The sequence below is a fragment of the Sphaerospermopsis sp. LEGE 00249 genome (genome assembly GCF_014299995.1).
Taxonomy (GTDB): Bacteria; Cyanobacteriota; Cyanobacteriia; order Cyanobacteriales; family Nostocaceae; genus Sphaerospermopsis; species Sphaerospermopsis kisseleviana.
Genome location: NZ_JACJUZ010000010.1, coordinates 75,752 through 93,394, shown reverse-complemented (window position 1 = coordinate 93,394; position 17,643 = coordinate 75,752). Strand labels below are relative to the sequence as shown.

The following is a 17,643-nucleotide window of genomic DNA, read 5'->3' as shown; positions in this document are numbered from 1 at the left end:
GGTGACTGGTGACTGGTGACTGGTGACTGGTGACTGGGGACTGGTGACTGGTGACTGGGGACTGGTGACTGGGGACTGGTGACTGGGGACTGGTGACTGGTGACTGGGGACTGGGGACTGGTGACTGGGGACTGGGGACTGGTGACTGGGTAATCAATTTTATTTTTACCAATTACCTATTACCTATTACCAATTACCTATTACCAATTACCTATTACCCATTACCCATTACCAATTACCCATTACCATTGATCATGATTCCTATTAGTGATAACTTTTATAGTTGGAAAAAACCAATTATTACTTATTGGTTGATTGGCATTAATTTGGGGATATTTTGTTGGGAATTACAACTAGATGTAAGTGGGAAATTAGGTAACTTTGTCAGCAATTGGGGGATTGTTCCTGAACAAACTAACACTGCTTTAACTAATGCTATTTTTTATAATTCGGCGGCTTGGATAGTTGTAATTTGGCGGTTAATTGCCTTACCACTTTCGTTGTTTGTGCATGGTAGTTTTAGTCAAATTTTGGGTAATATTTTATTTCTGTGGGTTTTTGGTAAGACTGTAGAAAGAAATTTAGGACATCAAAGATATTTATTGCTGTATTTAGCTGCTGGTGTGTTTGGGGGGATGATGCAAATTTTTATGCTTCCTAAGTTAAGTGTACCTGTGATTGGTGCAAATGGGGCGATCGCTGCTATTTTAGGTGCTTATGTTATCAAGTTTCCGAAGGTGAAAATAGATTCGATTTTACCTTTAATTATTATCTTTATTCCTGTGGAAATTCCTGCTTTTTGGTATTTATTTTGGTGGTTTATTCAACAGTCATTTTATGGAATTGGTAGTTTAAATATTGCCGATGGTTTTACTAATCCTGGTTATTGGGGACAGTTTGCCGGATTAGTTACAGGTGCGGCTTTTATCAAAATGATAAAAAGGTGATTGGTGATTGGTGATTGGGGGTTGGCGGGCAAGATACCCACCCCACAATATTTAAGCATTTTAGGATAAGCTGTTGTGAATTTAATTTGTATAAGTGGAACAGGCATCTTGCCTGTTCTGCAAGAGTTCAGAATATTAGGATTATACAATTTAGCTGTGTAACAGCTTAGTGAGAAAATTAATAATTTCATCTAAGAGTAATTGCGGTTCATCAACACGAATTAAATGACCGCTATTTTCAAATATTTTTAAATGGGCGTTAGGAATAGCTTCGGCAATTTCTTCCGAAAATTCTGGGGGACAGATCCAGTCATGTCGTCCGGCAATTATCAGTGTTGGTGAGGTAATTTTATATAATTCGTTGAGGATATTATAGTTTCTTAAAAAGCCACTAAAGGCAATATTAATAGCATCAACTGAGAGGATAGTTTGCTTTGAGTCTGGGGAATTTGTTTTGCGGTTATTGCTTTGGCAATACATTGGATTCATGATTTTAAAAAATTCCCGTAGCTGTTCTTCGTTTTCAAAATCACCTGCCCAAAGTTTAGAGGCGATCGCTTTTTGTTCTGGGTTTCCTCTTTGTGCTAAAATTTCTTGAGCGCGTTGTAAAAAACGAGAACTGGCAGTTGTGGCAATTACTATTAAATGAGAAACATTTTGCGGATATTTGATAGCATAGGAAAGGGCAACCATACCCCCATAGGAAGAACCAATTAAAATGATTTTTTCTAACCCCAAATATTGGCGTAATGCTTCCATATCCTCAACATTATTTTCTAGGGTATAGGTTTCTTTTGATCCACGTGCTGACCTTCCCTGACCCCGATGATCAAAATAGACCATTTGTAGGTGATGACTGAGGGGAGAAAAACAAGGTTTATAACTCGTGTGGTCTACTCCAGGTCCGCCATGAATGATGAAAGCAACTGGTTTTTTACGTATTCCCTGTTCTTCAACTGCTAACCCACAACCGTCAATATCAAAATAGATTTCTGTATCTCTGATTTTTGCTTTCACTATTAATTTACTCCTCAAAATAAACAAGATTAAATTTAATATTTAATATTTAATATTTAATATTTAATATTTAATATTTAATCTTTTTTGGCGATCGCTAATTTAATATAATTCACATATTGGAAAAAGCGATCGCTAATTTCACCAAATACATAATCATGTTTAAATATTGCTCTGGTTATCTTTCAGCGCCCGTGGTGCTAATTTAACATAAGTTTTAACTGTGGTGTATGGTATTTCTAAATCTTGAGCTATGATTTGTAATGATTCTCTCATTTCGCTTCTTGCTAATATTGTTGCCCAAGTTGTAGCTATTTTTTCCGTGCGATCGCCTCCTGTGTTTTATATGTTTCAGTCCCCTTGCGGGGATTAGGTAATTAGAAACTATTTAAAGAATATTAAGGCTATCCATGAAGAATTTGTTTCAGTCCCCTTGCGGGGATTAGGTAATTAGAAACAAACAAATAAGGATCACTGTTATCCTCTTGATAATTGTTTCAGTCCCCTTGCGGGGATTAGGTAATTAGAAACCCATACCTAACAACGATTCTAGGTAACGGTGTTTGTTTCAGTCCCCTTGCGGGGATTAGGTAATTAGAAACTTTGGCGTGCTAAATAAGTCGGACTCAAGACGGTTTTCTATGTTTCAGTCCCCTTGCGGGGATTAGGTAATTAGAAACAGGGATTTAGTAAACATGAAATTACCAATGTTTACAGGTACTGTTTCAGTCCCCTTGCGGGGATTAGGTAATTAGAAACTTTTGAAGGGCGCACCCTCTCCGAGATGCTTGGCTTGTTTCAGTCCCCTTGCGGGGATTAGGTAATTAGAAACCTTTCAGAATTAATGCGGAATGAAGCGAGCTTGTCCAATTTGTTTCAGTCCCCTTGCGGGGATTAGGTAATTAGAAACACAAATCACAAATACTAATATAAAAATCTATAATTCTGTTTCAGTCCCCTTGCGGGGATTAGGTAATTAGAAACAAGAGTTTTTTTTCAACTACCCTATCGGAGTAAGTGTTTCAGTCCCCTTGCGGGGATTAGGTAATTAGAAACTTATTAATTCAGGGTTGGACGACGACCTAAAAAACGTTTCAGTCCCCTTGCGGGGATTAGGTAATTAGAAACAGTCTTGACTAACCACGGTAACCCTGCTGTAACTCAGTTTCAGTCCCCTTGCGGGGATTAGGTAATTAGAAACTACAGGGTTCTTTTGCGTCTTTAAATTATGATAAATGTTTCAGTCCCCTTGCGGGGATTAGGTAATTAGAAACATAAATTACAATTAGTTACTAAACAATGGGAACTGATGTTTCAGTCCCCTTGCGGGGATTAGGTAATTAGAAACTTTGGTAAACATGAAATACCAATGTTTACAAACACTGTTTCAGTCCCCTTGCGGGGATTAGGTAATTAGAAACATAATATTTCTGAAAAGTGTAGTAATGTTTCCCAGTGTTTCAGTCCCCTTGCGGGGATTAGGTAATTAGAAACTAGGTTGGGGATTGATCGTATCAGGTGCAACAGGATTATGTTTCAGTCCCCTTGCGGGGATTAGGTAATTAGAAACTGAGATGAACTACCGTATACCCATACAGATGGAAGTTTCAGTCCCCTTGCGGGGATTAGGTAATTAGAAACTTTCCCTTTTTGTGGCTATTCAGTATCCTCTCATTTGTTTCAGTCCCCTTGCGGGGATTAGGTAATTAGAAACTACTACGCCTCCACACAGAACTATTGACAAAGAAGCTTGGTTTCAGTCCCCTTGCGGGGATTAGGTAATTAGAAACTTAGGTTTTAAGTCATTTAAATCAATTCCTGATTAACGTTTCAGTCCCCTTGCGGGGATTAGGTAATTAGAAACCTAACAAATGTGCCTTTTTTACCAGAATTTTTGTTTCAGTCCCCTTGCGGGGATTAGGTAATTAGAAACCTTTTTATGGGTGGGTGGCTGACAAACTAATTATTGTTTCAGTCCCCTTGCGGGGATTAGGTAATTAGAAACCTCTGTAAGCTATCCCTGCTTTAATACTGTTTACGTTTCGTTTCAGTCCCCTTGCGGGGATTAGGTAATTAGAAACAAAAAGAGTTCTATCTGCGTGAAATTCTTCTTTGGTGTTTCAGTCCCCTTGCGGGGATTAGGTAATTAGAAACCTAAAGATAAAGATGTAGCGTTAGCTAAAAGAGTTCTAGGTTTCAGTCCCCTTGCGGGGATTAGGTAATTAGAAACACTCCATTGTCTTTGTTTTTGAACCATCGCCAAAAGTTTCAGTCCCCTTGCGGGGATTAGGTAATTAGAAACTTGGGTTTTTTATTAAAAGGGGAGGCAGCCTGATTGACGTTTCAGTCCCCTTGCGGGGATTAGGTAATTAGAAACGAGCTTGTTAATCTTGTGGTAGATGATTTTGGTGTGTTTCAGTCCCCTTGCGGGGATTAGGTAATTAGAAACCCTGTATTGACAACTGACTCAATATAACCTACTAACAAAGGTTTCAGTCCCCTTGCGGGGATTAGGTAATTAGAAACCTTTGAGGATTGGTTAAATGGAAAAACGGATAGCCAAGTTTCAGTCCCCTTGCGGGGATTAGGTAATTAGAAACAAAGATTTCTATGTCGATTGATGAACAGCCATATATGTTTCAGTCCCCTTGCGGGGATTAGGTAATTAGAAACGCATCTCTGCGACTAAATGGTAGCAGTGGCGGTGTAGTTTCAGTCCCCTTGCGGGGATTAGGTAATTAGAAACAGCACGGCTATAAATTTGGCAGTGGTGAAGGTAGTGGAGTTTCAGTCCCCTTGCGGGGATTAGGTAATTAGAAACCTACGGGGAATTGCATTGTTAAGCAGCTTCATTAACGTTTCAGTCCCCTTGCGGGGATTAGGTAATTAGAAACCAAGATGCCCATAAAACTATGACCGATATCCAATATTGGAAGTTTCAGTCCCCTTGCGGGGATTAGGTAATTAGAAACCAGTTTTGTTTTCTGAATCTCTTGAATTTCTAAAATGTTTCAGTCCCCTTGCGGGGATTAGGTAATTAGAAACTTGACATGAAATATTCCTAGCTAAACTCCTAGTATTGTTTCAGTCCCCTTGCGGGGATTAGGTAATTAGAAACCATGGTATTCATGTTGATGAGTTGCAGTTTGGGTTAGTTTCAGTCCCCTTGCGGGGATTAGGTAATTAGAAACCATTGCGTATCCGGCATTGATAATGTCCAGTTGCTGTTTCAGTCCCCTTGCGGGGATTAGGTAATTAGAAACCCCGCCCTCTGAAACATAGTCTGGGAGCAGACTGTAGGGGGGAATTTGGCGGACCTCTGAAAAAACCTCATTTCAGGCTTCGGGTTAACCGCCAACTGAAACTGATGAAACGCTGGAACTATTCAATTATCAAGGTTCTGGCGATTTGGCGGACCCCCCAGGGTTTTTGCCCCCGCTCTAGGTCTGCCAAAAATTCAAGCTGATATATCAATTATATGATTATCGCTTGCTCTTGTCTAGGGGTTTCCGAACCATAAGTGATAGTTTTTTTCACACTCCCAGCATCTAGTACATAAATTCTAATCGAATCCTCTTCAGATTTAATCAATCGTTCTATCTTGGTTTGCAGTGTCGCAAACTGCACCGCAGTCAAAAAACATTCAAACACACTATATTGAGTCCATTTTCCGTAACCACCCAACATTTTATGTAATCTTGTCCTGCGTTTGTTAGCAGCTTTGCTATCTGGTAAGTCGTAAATTATGAGATAAAAATGTGTTGTCATCTTAATGATAATGGTTTGTAGGGTACACCTTCTTGTAAATGACGACTCAATAACCGTGCTTGTAATTCTATTCCTCGTCTGTAGGTACAACGATAATCAAACACCGGATGTTTAAATTCATCATTCATCTTTTTATCAAAGGCTTGCAGGAATGTTTTTTTAGCATTATCCTTTAAACGATAAGCACCTAAACTTTCATTAAAATCATTAGGTTTAATTTCTTGCTTGTTTAAAATAGACAACACCAAATTATCAGCTATCAATGCTCTAAATTCCTCCATTAAATCCAACACCATCGCTGGTTGTCCATGATGGACTTCATGTAAATAACCGATATAAGGATCTAAACCTGCCACATTTACTGCTGCCATTACTTGACTTTGTAATAAAGCATAAGCAAAACTCAACAATGAATTTACCGGATCAGTTGGTGGACGACGATTTCTACCATTAAATGTCCATTGTTTACCTACCATATTCTGCCAACAGGCGAAATATTCCCTAGCTGCTAAACCTTCCACACCCCGAACTTGGTCTAAAGTTTGTTGATTTTTAACTAAACTTTTGCGTTCTTTGAGGGGATTATCTTTTTCATTATGTCGGTACAATACATGATATTGATTATGAATTTTTGCAGTGACAATGGTTTTCACTAATTCCAATCTTTTCACAGGATCGGAATAAACTTGATATTGTGCTAATCGCAGTTGACCATTACGAGAAGATTTAGGTAAAGCTGAACCCAAGTATTTACCAAAACAGGAAAGATAATGTATGGGCATTCCTAATTCTAAAGCATAGGTAAAGGCATCACCAGTTACTTGAGGATTACCCATTAAGACAATTTCATTCACAGTTTGAGCAGCGACTTTATGTTTTTTCCAAGTACCATCTTCTTGTTTTAAAGTTACTACAAAAGCCTCATAATCTTTGCTAAGAATAGCATCAGGTTGAATTACATACAGAGTAGTCATAATTTTAGAACTCCTGAGATTTTAATTGTTTGACTTCAAAAGGTAAACAAATCCGTTGTAAACTACAGGATTGACATTTTTTGGTATGATCAATAGGTGCTGGCATTTGGTTTTGACTAGCAACTTGAGCTAATGCTATAGCCTGTTCAGTCATTTGTCGTAATTGGGGAGTAAAAACCACAGTTTGTCTACGACGATTGGCATGATAAAATATTTCACCATAGGTAATCTTTCTACCAGTCCGTTCTTCCAAACATAAAGCCGCAGCACATAATTGAAAATGGTCATTTAGATGTTGTGCCATCTTACCTTTTTTGTATTCCACCGGCACAAGTTGACCATCACATTCTTCCACCGCATCAATAACACCGGAAACCTTGAGACGTTCAGACCATACCCATTGTTGTTGATGAATTAAAGTTTCACCATCTTGAAAAGTCCCATCTTCATTAATATTGCGGTGGATATGACGACCTAAAATAATGTGTTCGTTGTCTTCCATTTCACCTAACACATATTCCAAGTAAAAACGCCGGGGGCAATATTCCCAAGCATTGAGATAAGCTAGGGGTAAATAATCTTCATTCATTGTATTAGGTAATTGGTAATTGGTAATTGGTAATTGGTAATTGGTAATTGGTAATTGGTAATTGTTTAATACTTACATCAAATATCTCTGAAATTTCCAAGTTACGTGACCTCTGTGCCTCTGTATTTTGTTATTGACAATTGCTTTATTTAAGTTTTAAAACCTCCGCTTGAAAAAAAAATTAATTATCAATTATCAATTGTCAATTGTCAATTGTCAATTATCAATTGTTACCACCTGTCCCATGCCCATAGTTGTTTTTCTCCCCACACCAGAAAAGACAGCAAAGTGAGATAAAATAGTAGCAATTCTCGCTTGTTCAGAATCTAAAAAACGATATTTCACCCAGCCTATAGCACCAATTTCTGCACCCGCTTCCATTTTTAAAGCATGGGTTTTGAGGTTAAAAGCAGAAACCAAACCTTGCCATTTAATTTCAGGAAAGTGTAAATCTGAAGGTGCAAAATGATTCCAACGACGTAACAAACTATTAAATACTAACTCCGTTAAAGGGAAAGGTTGGATATTTTGATGTTGCTTGAAACTCGTGGGTGATACAAAATTTAGCACAATTTCAGAATTGAAATCATTGGTATTTGCTAAAATACAATAATCAGAAACATTCACTAAAGAATGAGAACCAGGAAAAGTAGAAATACCACGAATTACAAAAGGAAAATTACCAAGATAAAGAGACTGATTTTGAGAGAGTTCTATACCCTGTAGAAGTGGATCAATTAAATTATCATCTAACAGAGAAATACGAATGATAAAATTATCACCTAATCTTGTACCATGTAGACGACGATAACCAATTAATCCTGATAAACTAAAAGGAGATTCCTGACTATCATGAACTGATTTAGCTATGTGTGGATTTCCTAAACTTAACCATGCCATAAATTGAGAATGAATCGCCCTATTTAATGTAGCTGGAATAGGCTTTTCACTAGCAGCACCTAATTCAATAACTAAACTGTGTAAATTCATTTGATATTAGCCCCATAAGCAACTCCTAAAGGCAAACAAGTTTGATCAGAAAGTTCATAATATTCTCCTGATAATTGAGCTTGACTAACTAAACTCGAAGGAGGCATAACAATACGATTGTAAAGTGATAATCTAGTTGTTGTAGATAGGTCTAGGGGATTTAAAGGATGTCTGGTTATATATTCTCCAGATTTTTGTTTAACATCTGTTATTATTTTGGTATCAACCTTAATTTTTGCTGACCATTTACCTAATCGAATCCAATGGGGAATGATGATATTTTTATTAGCCAAGATATAGGTTTGGAAATGACTACCTATAGCTAATTCTTTAGCACGACCATAGTTAACAGGGTAATTTTTTCTTGCACCTTCACCACCGAATTGTGCTGATTTTCCATAATAAGGAACTTGGGCAGCCTTGAAGGTATTGACTTGATATGACCAAGTAATAGGTAAAGCTGGAAAAACATAAATTCCTGCTTTATTTAGATGTAAAAGACTTTGTTCTTGATTAACTTCTAAATAAGTAGGTTTTTGGGCTGCTTCACCTTGAAGTCTATAAGGTCTAGGAATATAAGCAGTTTCAAAAAACGCAAAACTCAAAGCCCAATTATGTAGATATTTCTCAGTTTCATAGAGAATACCCATTTCACGACTGGCAAAGAATACATTATCATGTAGGGTTAAATCACATTGGTAAATAATCATATCATTCCTAAATTTGAAGATAGATAATACTGGAGGAAAGACCCCCAGTGATGTTTTTACAGTGGACTATTTTTTACTCTTTTTAGCAGCAGCACCATAGGTTTCAGCATAGGTTTTTGTTTGCTGATATAGTGTTGTTATGGTACTTTGTAACAAAGTTTCATCTTGATAAATAGCGGAAACCTCAGTTAATAAATCCGTTAATTGAGAACCCATAATTACCTGATTTTTACGCACTGGTTCTTGATTCAATAAATTAGTAGTCACCTCTGTTGCTTTGGTAATGATATCTGCAATTGGGGCATTAATATCTGGTTTGAGAGCATCATATAATGCTTGGGTGAGGTGAAGATTACTAAAAATTTCCCCATCACAAAGGACAATACCAATAATATGATTAGTCATTGTGCCTGTACGTGATTCCTGTGCGCCATAACGCCGGGTTCTGAGGAGATTTCCTAAGACATATAAAAAGCCTTCAAATGTTGGATCTCTGAGAGTTTCTACAGTGGGAAATGTGACTTCTGGGAGAACATGATCTAATTCATTAATTGCACTTCTCATCACTCCTTTTTCGCTCATTGTTCCACCTTCAAATGGTGCATTAAAGGTAAAACTCCGGTGAGATTGTTCATAAGAACTAAGTGAAAATGCAGAATCAGAATAAACCTTAGAACGCTCTGAACCACTATCACCAATGGCAAAACCATAAATAATACAATCAGGACATTTTTTACAAGAACCCTCACCATTATATTCACAGAATTTTTCTCTATCTGTGGAGTCAGCACTGGTTAAATTTAAAGAACGTAATAACTCCCTTCCTGCTAATCTTTCTGGGGTGATTTGTTTACGTTTAAACATTACTAACCGACTGATAGAATCGGGGGTTTTTAACCCTGCTTGAGTACGTGCAGTATTGAGAACACTATCAGTTTGAAACACGGGAAAAGACTGACTGTGACGTAACATTAAAAAGTGGACATATTTACCAGATGCTAACCGGGGGAAAGCAGTATGAAATTCAGGTTTCAGGGTTTTTAAGTTCATGTTTTTAATTCCTTATGATTCAGATTTTTAAGTGTTTTGTTCAGTGTTTTTTGATGGCAAAGATAACCAACGATAGGCAAATTCAGCACCGGATTTGATGCGATTGCGGTTTTCTTGGAGTAGTGCGCGATCGCCTTTATAAAGTCCCAGAAATAAATCATTAACACAGGTAGTCATAAACTGACGAATTGCCATTAATTCTTGATTTTTACGTTCAGAATACTCCACAGTTTTATTCATCAACAATGGGCGTTTAAATGCTTCCTGTCTTTCCAAAGCATCGTATAATTGACCGGCACCTTGTAAGATGATATCATCGGTTTCCAGGTGATTAGGAACAGTCAAAATTACCTCTAGAGCTTTAGAAATTGGCAACAGAATTGAGTGACTAGATTCACCAACATTCACTTGATAAAATTGACGATATTCTTGAACAATACGCTCAATTAATTTCAGTTTTTCTTGCATTTGTTTGTCTCCTTTTACCCAGGTTTGGGCATAATTCCAAATTCTTTTAACATCATTGTTTCCTGGTTCTTTTTTACTATTACGAAATCCTTGATCAGAAATAGCAAAGATATTTAAAACATCTGTGACTAAATCTCTCACAGTTCCGGTTAATGCTTGCCATCTAGCATCGGGTTTTTTACTCCTATTATCTAAATGTAAACTGTAGGTAATTAATAACCTATTTAAAGCAGGTGATAACTCCTGGATTCTGACATTTGATGATGTATTGAGTAACTGCCAAAAACCCGCCGCACCATCTACAACTGCTGATTGTAAAAACTCTTGATCACTTGCATAAAGCGGATCGGGACTAGCAGTAGCCACAACTTTTACACCTAATAAAAGCGGTAAAGATAATGCTAAAAAAATCGGTTCTACCCACGCATCTGTAACTGTTTTACCTCTAGTTGTGGTATAAGTCATCGCCATAAAAGGTAAGTCTGTAACTGAATAATTTTTAGATTTGGCAAATCTTCCCTCTTCTACATCATCATTTTCTCTCCAAGGTAAATTTTGTAATCCTTGATATTGCATTTCTGCATCTAACCAATGTTTACGCACCTCCCACAAATTAACTCTTTTAAATTCCTTCACTAATAACCTCACAGCTTTAGCTACTTGGGGAGAATAAACATAAGCTGGAAAAATATAAAGAAATACTGGTTGTTGTTCCTCTAACTTTCCTGCGGGTGCGCCTAAAAATGCTTGACGCAATAACATTTCTAAAGACCAAATTTTTGATATTCCTCGTTTAATTCTCCCTCCTCCCAAGGCGTTTTTATTACTATATTGTTGAGGTTTAAACAAAACTACAGTATCTAACTGTTCCTCAGCTAATGCTTCTCCACTACTGAAAGAACACAGTGGTTTATTAGTGATTTTAGCTTGGGTATAAGCTGTTAATTCTTGAGTAAAATCACTATTTTTATCTCCAGTGGTAAATATTTCCAAATATTCAGACAAATAATCAATAAATGCTTGATATGTAGGACTGCTATTTTCTGCCAACAATTTATTTTCTTCAGCCCAATTTGCTAATTTATTCGCCAAATCTTGCAAATATTTTCTAACTTGATTTTCGTCTAAAGTGGGATTTTTAGCAATATAATTAGCCGCCACTTGATACCAACCATAATTAACTCCTCCTGACTGTTTTTGTGTAGCTTCTGGGGATATTTCCGCAGCTAATTCTAAAGTATTAAGTATCCAATTGATATAATCTGAAGAATTAGCAAAAAATTCTTTTTGAGCTAATATGATAAACTCCGCTAACCTATCAGCGCGAATATCAGCACCAGTATTTAAAAACTGTATTTCTGTTGGGTTTAAATCTAACTTTTCTAACCTTTTTGGTGTTGCAGGTGATTTAGTATTAGCAACTTTCACCTGTACAACTTCAGGAAGTTGGCAAATTAAATCTTGAGGTGTGAATAATTCTGAGGTTTGGGGAGCAATTTTTAAACCTTTACCATCACGAACATAACCCACATCACCACTTTGAAAATACTCTGCTAGTCCTTTTTGATTTCTTTCTTCATTACCATTAATTAAATTATCCCAAACAGCAGTTTGTACATCTGTAAATTGTGGTTTTGTGACATCATTAGGAGCTAAATAAACTACACCCTGAGCAAAACAGAGCATTTCTTCCCATCCTAATTCATGGGCAAAATTAACTACTGCATTATGAATTTGATTGGTAATTAATCCCCGACAATCTCGTAAACGATGGTAAACTAATTTCTTGGAAATATTTAACCAATATAAGTGATCTCGTAATCTATCACCTTTTGTAGTTGTGATAATTTCCGCAGGATCAGATATATGTACTGCAATATCTCCAAAGGCTAATAAATGCCGTAAAATATCAGTTAATCTTTTATCCTTAATAGTGAATTGTCGCTGCTCATTTTCCCACAGAGAAATAATAGAACTACTATCTACATTAAACTGGGTATTTTGTGCTAAAAATGCTATTTCTAACAAATAATCTGGCCACTCTGTCCAAAATTCTGTAAAGTTTAATTTTGTCCCCAATTCCCTACATAAATTAATAATTTCCTCAATTTCATGGGCTTTTGGTGGTGCTTGTTCTTCCCCTTGTGCTTTCACATATTTATTATAGTCATGTAAGGCAATTCCTAAACATAATAATCTCTTTTCCTCATCTTTTAATTGCTGACGTGGTGATAAATGCAGACTCAAATTCCACGCAATTAATAACCCATTTAAAACATGAACTAATAAACTTTGATCAGGTTTATTTGCCCAACGTTGAGCGTTTTCCTGGGCGTGTTGATCACCCAATTTCACCAAATTATGATAATGTACTATTTCTGAACCTCCCATAGCAGGAATAAGGGCAAATTCCCTTTCCATTGCCGGCAAAATAGTGTTAACAAATAAAGTTAAAATCGGATCTGTGTCTGCTGGTAAAGTTTCAATCAGTAAGGCTTGTAATAATGTAGGCATAGTTGTAAAATCACTTTATTTGTGGTTTTTATTTGTGTTTTTTATTTGTGGTTTTTATTTGTGGTTGTTAAAAAATGTAAGATTTACTTCTTTCACATCGTCTAATTTTCCATTTTACAGCTTCTAATAACAAAGCATCTTGATGAAAAGCACAACCATAAAATTGTCCATCACTATCTTTAAGTCTATAAAGTCCAAAGGTAGGACTTAAATACAAAGTCTGACTAATTTGCCAATGACTATTATTAGGAGTACGGTTAACCGGAACTAAAAAACCTAATAATTTCTGTCTTTTTAAACAACGATTAACTTCTGTTTGTGGATGTCCAACAATACTTAATTTATCCACAAAAGTAAGGATACATTGTTGAATTTCATCACTAGAGCGATCGCATTCTAACTCAATATTATATCTTTGATCTGACCACTTTTGAACTTTCAGATAAACTTGAATATATTTCTCTGGAAATTCTGTATGGGAATGATCAGCATTTACCGCAGCTTTTAAAAACTCCTCCCTCTCAATTATTTCTACTTCTGCATAAGCTAATAACCTCAATAAATCATAAGTGTAAAAACGTCCTTCATCCCACACCGCAGCTTGTAAATCAGAACCACCTCTAAACCTTAATAACTCCTGTTGTACTGCTTTTCCTACTCCTTTTTCATCCTTACCTAAAGCAAACCAATGTCCACGTTTTTTATCTAGTTGTTCACCGTAAACTAAGCGTAAATCTTCCGATATTTTATCTTTTAATTGTTCAATAACTCCTGCTTTTTTACTACCCATACTAAATAACATTCCTTGCGCTTGTAAAGCACCCCAATATTTAGGATATTCTGTAAAAACTGTAGGTGCGTTAAACACTTCTGTAATAATTTCTTGAAACTGATCACGATCATATTCTGAGTTAGTTAGTTTCTCTTCTAATCTTGATTTTATCCAAGGAGTACGACCAGATAAAAGTACAAAACTCTGATAATGATTAAATCCAGAATGACGACCCAAACGCCCCAAACGCTGAATAAATGTAGCAGAATCACTCGCTTCAAAAATTAATAAATGTATCCTAAAATCAACACCCACATCAACCGCAGAAGTTCCCACAATTAACACAGGTTGCTCAGAGTTTTCTAAATCATTATGTATTTTTTCTCTCTCTTGTTTATCAATTCTACCACTAATTTCTAGGACTTTCACATCAGGAGACATTAGTTTGTTTAATTCTCTCACAGTTCTACTCACTAAAGCCACAGAATTAAGAATAATTCCCCCTCTACCTTTACCTTCTTGGTGGAGAATATTTCTAATTTGTTCATGTTCTTGAATTAACCAGTTGAAAGCGTCGCTTTCTCTGTCTAATTGTACAAATTCTAAATCAATAGGTTGACAAATTTGCCGATATCCAGCAGTAGGTTTACTTTCATATTCTCCCTTAATTGATGTTACCTTAAAATCAGCAGTTTTAAGGAGTTTAACAAAATTGTCCTTGGGAGTTGCGGAAGTAAATAAAACTCGCAGCGGTCGTTTTTTAGGACGATTATGGCGAATTAGTAATAAACTATTGAGAATGGCAGCTTCTTGATGTGAACCAAAAATATGAAATTCATCTGCTATATATAAATCAGGATTTCTACCTAAAGTAATCGCTAATTCTGCGCGACTATAAGCAGGATTTTGATAACGAGAATGGGTAGCTAAATGGAAAATATCAGGGTTAGTCAAAATCACAGATTTATGTTTGATTATTCTCAATAATTCTTTAAATTTATTAGTTTTTTCTCCCTGTTCTACTAATTCTGCTAACTTTGCACCATAAAGACTTTCTATCTCATCAATTTCTGCAAGATTGAATTTTTGATAATAATTGATAATCTGTCTTTTTTGATCTGCAACTAATTCAATGGTGGGATAAAGTGATATTACCTGAAAATCACTATTTAATAAACTTGCTAAATAAGCAGCTAAGGATTTACCATCACCTGTAGCAGAGGTATTAAATATAATTTCTGCATCGCTGTTAATAATGGCGTGATAAGTTTCTGCTTGGTGGGAAGATAAAGGACAATTGTTACCTTCTCCAAAGTTGGGTGCTTGTTGTTTGACTTTGCAAGTTTGTAGACACCCCAAAGCACAAGCCCCCACACCCCTATTCAATTTGGAGTATAATGGCAGTAAAGAAATTTTCACTGTAGTTCAGTATTTGTTGGATGTGACTAATTTATTACTTCTGGAAACAGAGATGTTATCAAAAAATGACTATATCTCAAAATTTTTGGGTAGATTTGAGCAATATTATTATACTCGAATTAGCGTAAATAGAGTTCTATAAGCAATTATCAGCAAATAACACCATAAAAAGATTTAGGATTATACCCATATTTTAAGGGTTTAACCTTGCTGAATCCCTAAGAGATACATAGTTTTATATTTGTATTCATATTCTCATTTCCAAACCTCAGTTAAATCCAAAATAAACCCAGGTAAAATATCTTCCCCAGACAAACTCGTAGGATGTTCTAAAATTTCCACATCTTTACCTGGACGATAAATTTCTACTCGTTGATTTTTTTGATCAATTAACCAACCTAAACTAGCACCATTTTCTATATATTCCCTCATTTTAGATTGCAATTTTTCTAAAGAATCAGTTTTAGAACGTAGTTCTAGAACAAAATCAGGACAAATAGGTGCAAAAGTTTCTTTTTGTTCTAAACTGAGAGTATCCCATTTTTCTTGTTTTACCCAAGCTGCATCAGGAGAGCGATCGCTACCATTAGGAAGATGAAAACCAGTGGAAGAATCAAACGCTTCTCCTGATTTAGTTTGACGATTCCAAAACCATAATTGTCCAGCAATATCAAAGTTTCTTTTTCCAGTATAACTTCCAGTAGGAGGCATAATAATTAATTCTCCCGTAGCATTTCTTTCTAATTGTAAATCTCTGTTAGCAAGCACCAAATCTAAAAACTGCTCATGGGAAATTTTCAATGTTATTGTAGTAGGAATATTGACCATAACTGTTGGATAAATATTATTTTTTACATTAGTTTGTGCCATCATTCCCTCCTAATTCTTTTTGTATTAGTTTCAGATTAACATTGAAGCTACTAGCAGAAGAAACCTTGAAAATACAGAATTAATCCTAATTAATCCTAATTCATCCTAATTCATCCTACGGTTAGGCGATCGCTTGCAGATTCCCAAACATAGATATATTATACCAGTTAAAATGTCATCTATAAATGATAAATCTAATCAATTAATATTTGCATTAGAAATATTAAAACTACTAGCGGAACAACCATTAAAAAAAGATATATTAATGGTAAAATTGAGCGATCGCGGTTTTGAAGCTGGTGATTTATCACAGAAAATTACTCGTGCCATTGGTAAACTCCGAGACTGTGGTTTTGAAATTAAAGCTGCACCCAACCGCCCTTATGAGTTAGTGACATCAGTGTTTCCGGTGATTTTATCTGAAGAACAAAGACAAGCACTATCAATGGCCTCTGAGTTATTGACGAGTCTGGGGTTTTCCGCAGAAGCAGGACACATTTACCAGATTGGTAACTTTAATAAAAAACTCAAGTCCCCTAATCTGATAACAGACTTTCATCCACCCACAGACTACAGTGAAGATAAAATCAATGAAATTGTACGTCATTTACAGCAACGGTTTCAGCAAAAACGCCGCTTTGTAGTTTGGTATCGCAGCAAACAAGGTAAAGAAACATTCTGGGATTTAGATAAGTCAGAACTGAGATTACATAACGGTGTACTCTATTTGTTTGCTTTAGTTCCAGACTTTCGGAGTTATCACTTAGAAACCCGACCCAATGCTGAACAAAACATTACTTTGAGAGTGGACCGCATCACCAGAGTTGGTGGAGTTTCCCAGACTCCCTGGACTTATAGTAAATTTCCTACTTTAGATATTAAATACCGTCTGACAGGAGATTTAGCGAGTTATAGACCCCGCAGACCCCATGAAACAGTTATTTCCTCACTGGAAACTACAGAATATGTTGATATTTTAACTCAAGAAGACTGTATATTTTGGTTTCGTCAAAGAATACTCCAGTACGGTGCTAATGCTAGGGTTTTAAGTCCTGATTGGGTGGCAAAGCAAGTCAAGGATGCTTTGAAAAAAGCTTATGATAATTACATTGATTAAACATGAAAATTGTATTAATTGAGCGATCGCACCACATTATATAATCCTGTAGGGGTGAAGCATTCGCATGATAAAAATAGACAACAAACAGATAACCTATATTAGCGAATGCTTCACCCTGTTCCACTATGGGGTTTAACAGAAGAGGGCAAAGCATTGGCAATTTTACATTATTGAAATCAATAAAGATGTTTGAGCCAATGCTTTGCCCCTACAAATGGGACGATGAAAATTGTATTAATTGAGCGATCGCACCACATTATATAATCCTGTAGGGGTGAAGCATTCGCATGGTAAAAATAGACAACAAACAGACAGTTTAACAGAAGAGGGCAAAGCATTGGCAATTTTACATTATCGAAATAAATAAAGATGTTTGAGCCAATGCTTTGCCCCTACAAATAGGACAATGAAAATTGTATTAATTGAGCGATCGCA

General features: G+C 36.2%; 13 protein-coding genes, 1 pseudogene and 1 CRISPR repeat array. Of the genes and pseudogenes, 3 read left to right on the top strand and 11 right to left on the bottom strand.

All coding sequences use genetic code 11. From position 1 onward, the window contains the following. Positions 1–254 precede the first annotated feature (254 nt). Positions 255–947, top strand: coding sequence for a rhomboid family intramembrane serine protease (locus H5968_RS05810; protein WP_187039157.1), 693 nt, complete (start codon positions 255–257; stop codon positions 945–947). 150 nt (positions 948–1,097) lie between these two features. Here the strand turns inward: H5968_RS05810 and H5968_RS05805 are convergent, their stop codons facing one another. From H5968_RS05805 to H5968_RS05755, 11 genes and pseudogenes are all read right to left on the bottom strand, one after another. Continuing rightward, on the bottom strand, positions 1,098–1,964 hold the full coding sequence (locus H5968_RS05805; RefSeq protein WP_187039156.1) for an alpha/beta fold hydrolase: 867 nt from the start codon (positions 1,962–1,964) through the stop codon (positions 1,098–1,100). Between the two features lie 162 nt (positions 1,965–2,126). Further along, a pseudogene (locus H5968_RS05800) lies at positions 2,127–2,303 on the bottom strand (CRISPR-associated endoribonuclease Cas6); the annotation flags it as partial. 9 nt (positions 2,304–2,312) lie between these two features. Then, a CRISPR array of direct repeats spans positions 2,313–5,227; the repeat unit is 37 nt; unit sequence GTTTCAGTCCCCTTGCGGGGATTAGGTAATTAGAAAC. A 211-nt stretch (positions 5,228–5,438) separates the two neighbouring features. Beyond that, positions 5,439–5,732, bottom strand: a complete 294-nt coding sequence (gene cas2, locus H5968_RS05795; protein WP_096568703.1) for a CRISPR-associated endonuclease Cas2 — start codon at positions 5,730–5,732, stop codon at positions 5,439–5,441. Beyond that, positions 5,729–6,706 carry a type I-D CRISPR-associated endonuclease Cas1d gene (gene cas1d / locus H5968_RS05790; protein WP_187039155.1) on the bottom strand — a complete coding sequence of 326 codons (978 nt, stop codon included), beginning with the start codon at positions 6,704–6,706 and terminating at the stop codon, positions 5,729–5,731. Before cas1d ends, cas2 begins: the two co-directional genes overlap by 4 nt. Before the next feature lie 4 nt (positions 6,707–6,710). Then, on the bottom strand, positions 6,711–7,295 hold the full coding sequence (cas4, locus tag H5968_RS05785; protein ID WP_187039154.1) for a CRISPR-associated protein Cas4: 585 nt from the start codon (positions 7,293–7,295) through the stop codon (positions 6,711–6,713). A 216-nt stretch (positions 7,296–7,511) separates the two neighbouring features. After that, a complete protein-coding gene (gene cas6 / locus H5968_RS05780; protein ID WP_187039153.1) occupies positions 7,512–8,285 on the bottom strand; it encodes a CRISPR-associated endoribonuclease Cas6 in 774 nt (257 codons plus the stop codon). Beyond that, the gene (gene cas5d, locus H5968_RS05775) at positions 8,282–8,995 is read right to left on the bottom strand and encodes a type I-D CRISPR-associated protein Cas5/Csc1 (protein ID WP_187039152.1); all 714 of its coding nucleotides are present in this window, start codon (positions 8,993–8,995) and stop codon (positions 8,282–8,284) included. Before cas5d ends, cas6 begins: the two co-directional genes overlap by 4 nt. Before the next feature lie 66 nt (positions 8,996–9,061). Beyond that, positions 9,062–10,045 carry a type I-D CRISPR-associated protein Cas7/Csc2 gene (cas7d, locus tag H5968_RS05770; RefSeq protein WP_187039151.1) on the bottom strand — a complete coding sequence of 328 codons (984 nt, stop codon included), beginning with the start codon at positions 10,043–10,045 and terminating at the stop codon, positions 9,062–9,064. 27 nt (positions 10,046–10,072) lie between these two features. After that, positions 10,073–13,027 carry a type I-D CRISPR-associated protein Cas10d/Csc3 gene (cas10d, locus tag H5968_RS05765; RefSeq protein ID WP_187039150.1) on the bottom strand — a complete coding sequence of 985 codons (2,955 nt, stop codon included), beginning with the start codon at positions 13,025–13,027 and terminating at the stop codon, positions 10,073–10,075. A 67-nt stretch (positions 13,028–13,094) separates the two neighbouring features. After that, positions 13,095–15,218, bottom strand: coding sequence for a type I-D CRISPR-associated helicase Cas3' (gene cas3 / locus H5968_RS05760; protein ID WP_187039149.1), 2,124 nt, complete (start codon positions 15,216–15,218; stop codon positions 13,095–13,097). Between the two features lie 255 nt (positions 15,219–15,473). After that, the gene (locus tag H5968_RS05755) at positions 15,474–16,091 is read right to left on the bottom strand and encodes a Uma2 family endonuclease (RefSeq protein WP_370569748.1); all 618 of its coding nucleotides are present in this window, start codon (positions 16,089–16,091) and stop codon (positions 15,474–15,476) included. Positions 16,092–16,260: 169 nt separating this feature from the next. Between H5968_RS05755 and H5968_RS05750 the strand changes: the two genes are divergently transcribed. Both H5968_RS05750 and H5968_RS25515 read left to right on the top strand, forming a co-directional pair. Beyond that, a complete protein-coding gene (locus H5968_RS05750; RefSeq protein ID WP_187039148.1) occupies positions 16,261–17,205 on the top strand; it encodes a YafY family protein in 945 nt (314 codons plus the stop codon). Between the two features lie 241 nt (positions 17,206–17,446). After that, the gene (locus H5968_RS25515; protein ID WP_255427059.1) at positions 17,447–17,575 is read left to right on the top strand and encodes a hypothetical protein; all 129 of its coding nucleotides are present in this window, start codon (positions 17,447–17,449) and stop codon (positions 17,573–17,575) included. Positions 17,576–17,643 lie beyond the last annotated feature (68 nt).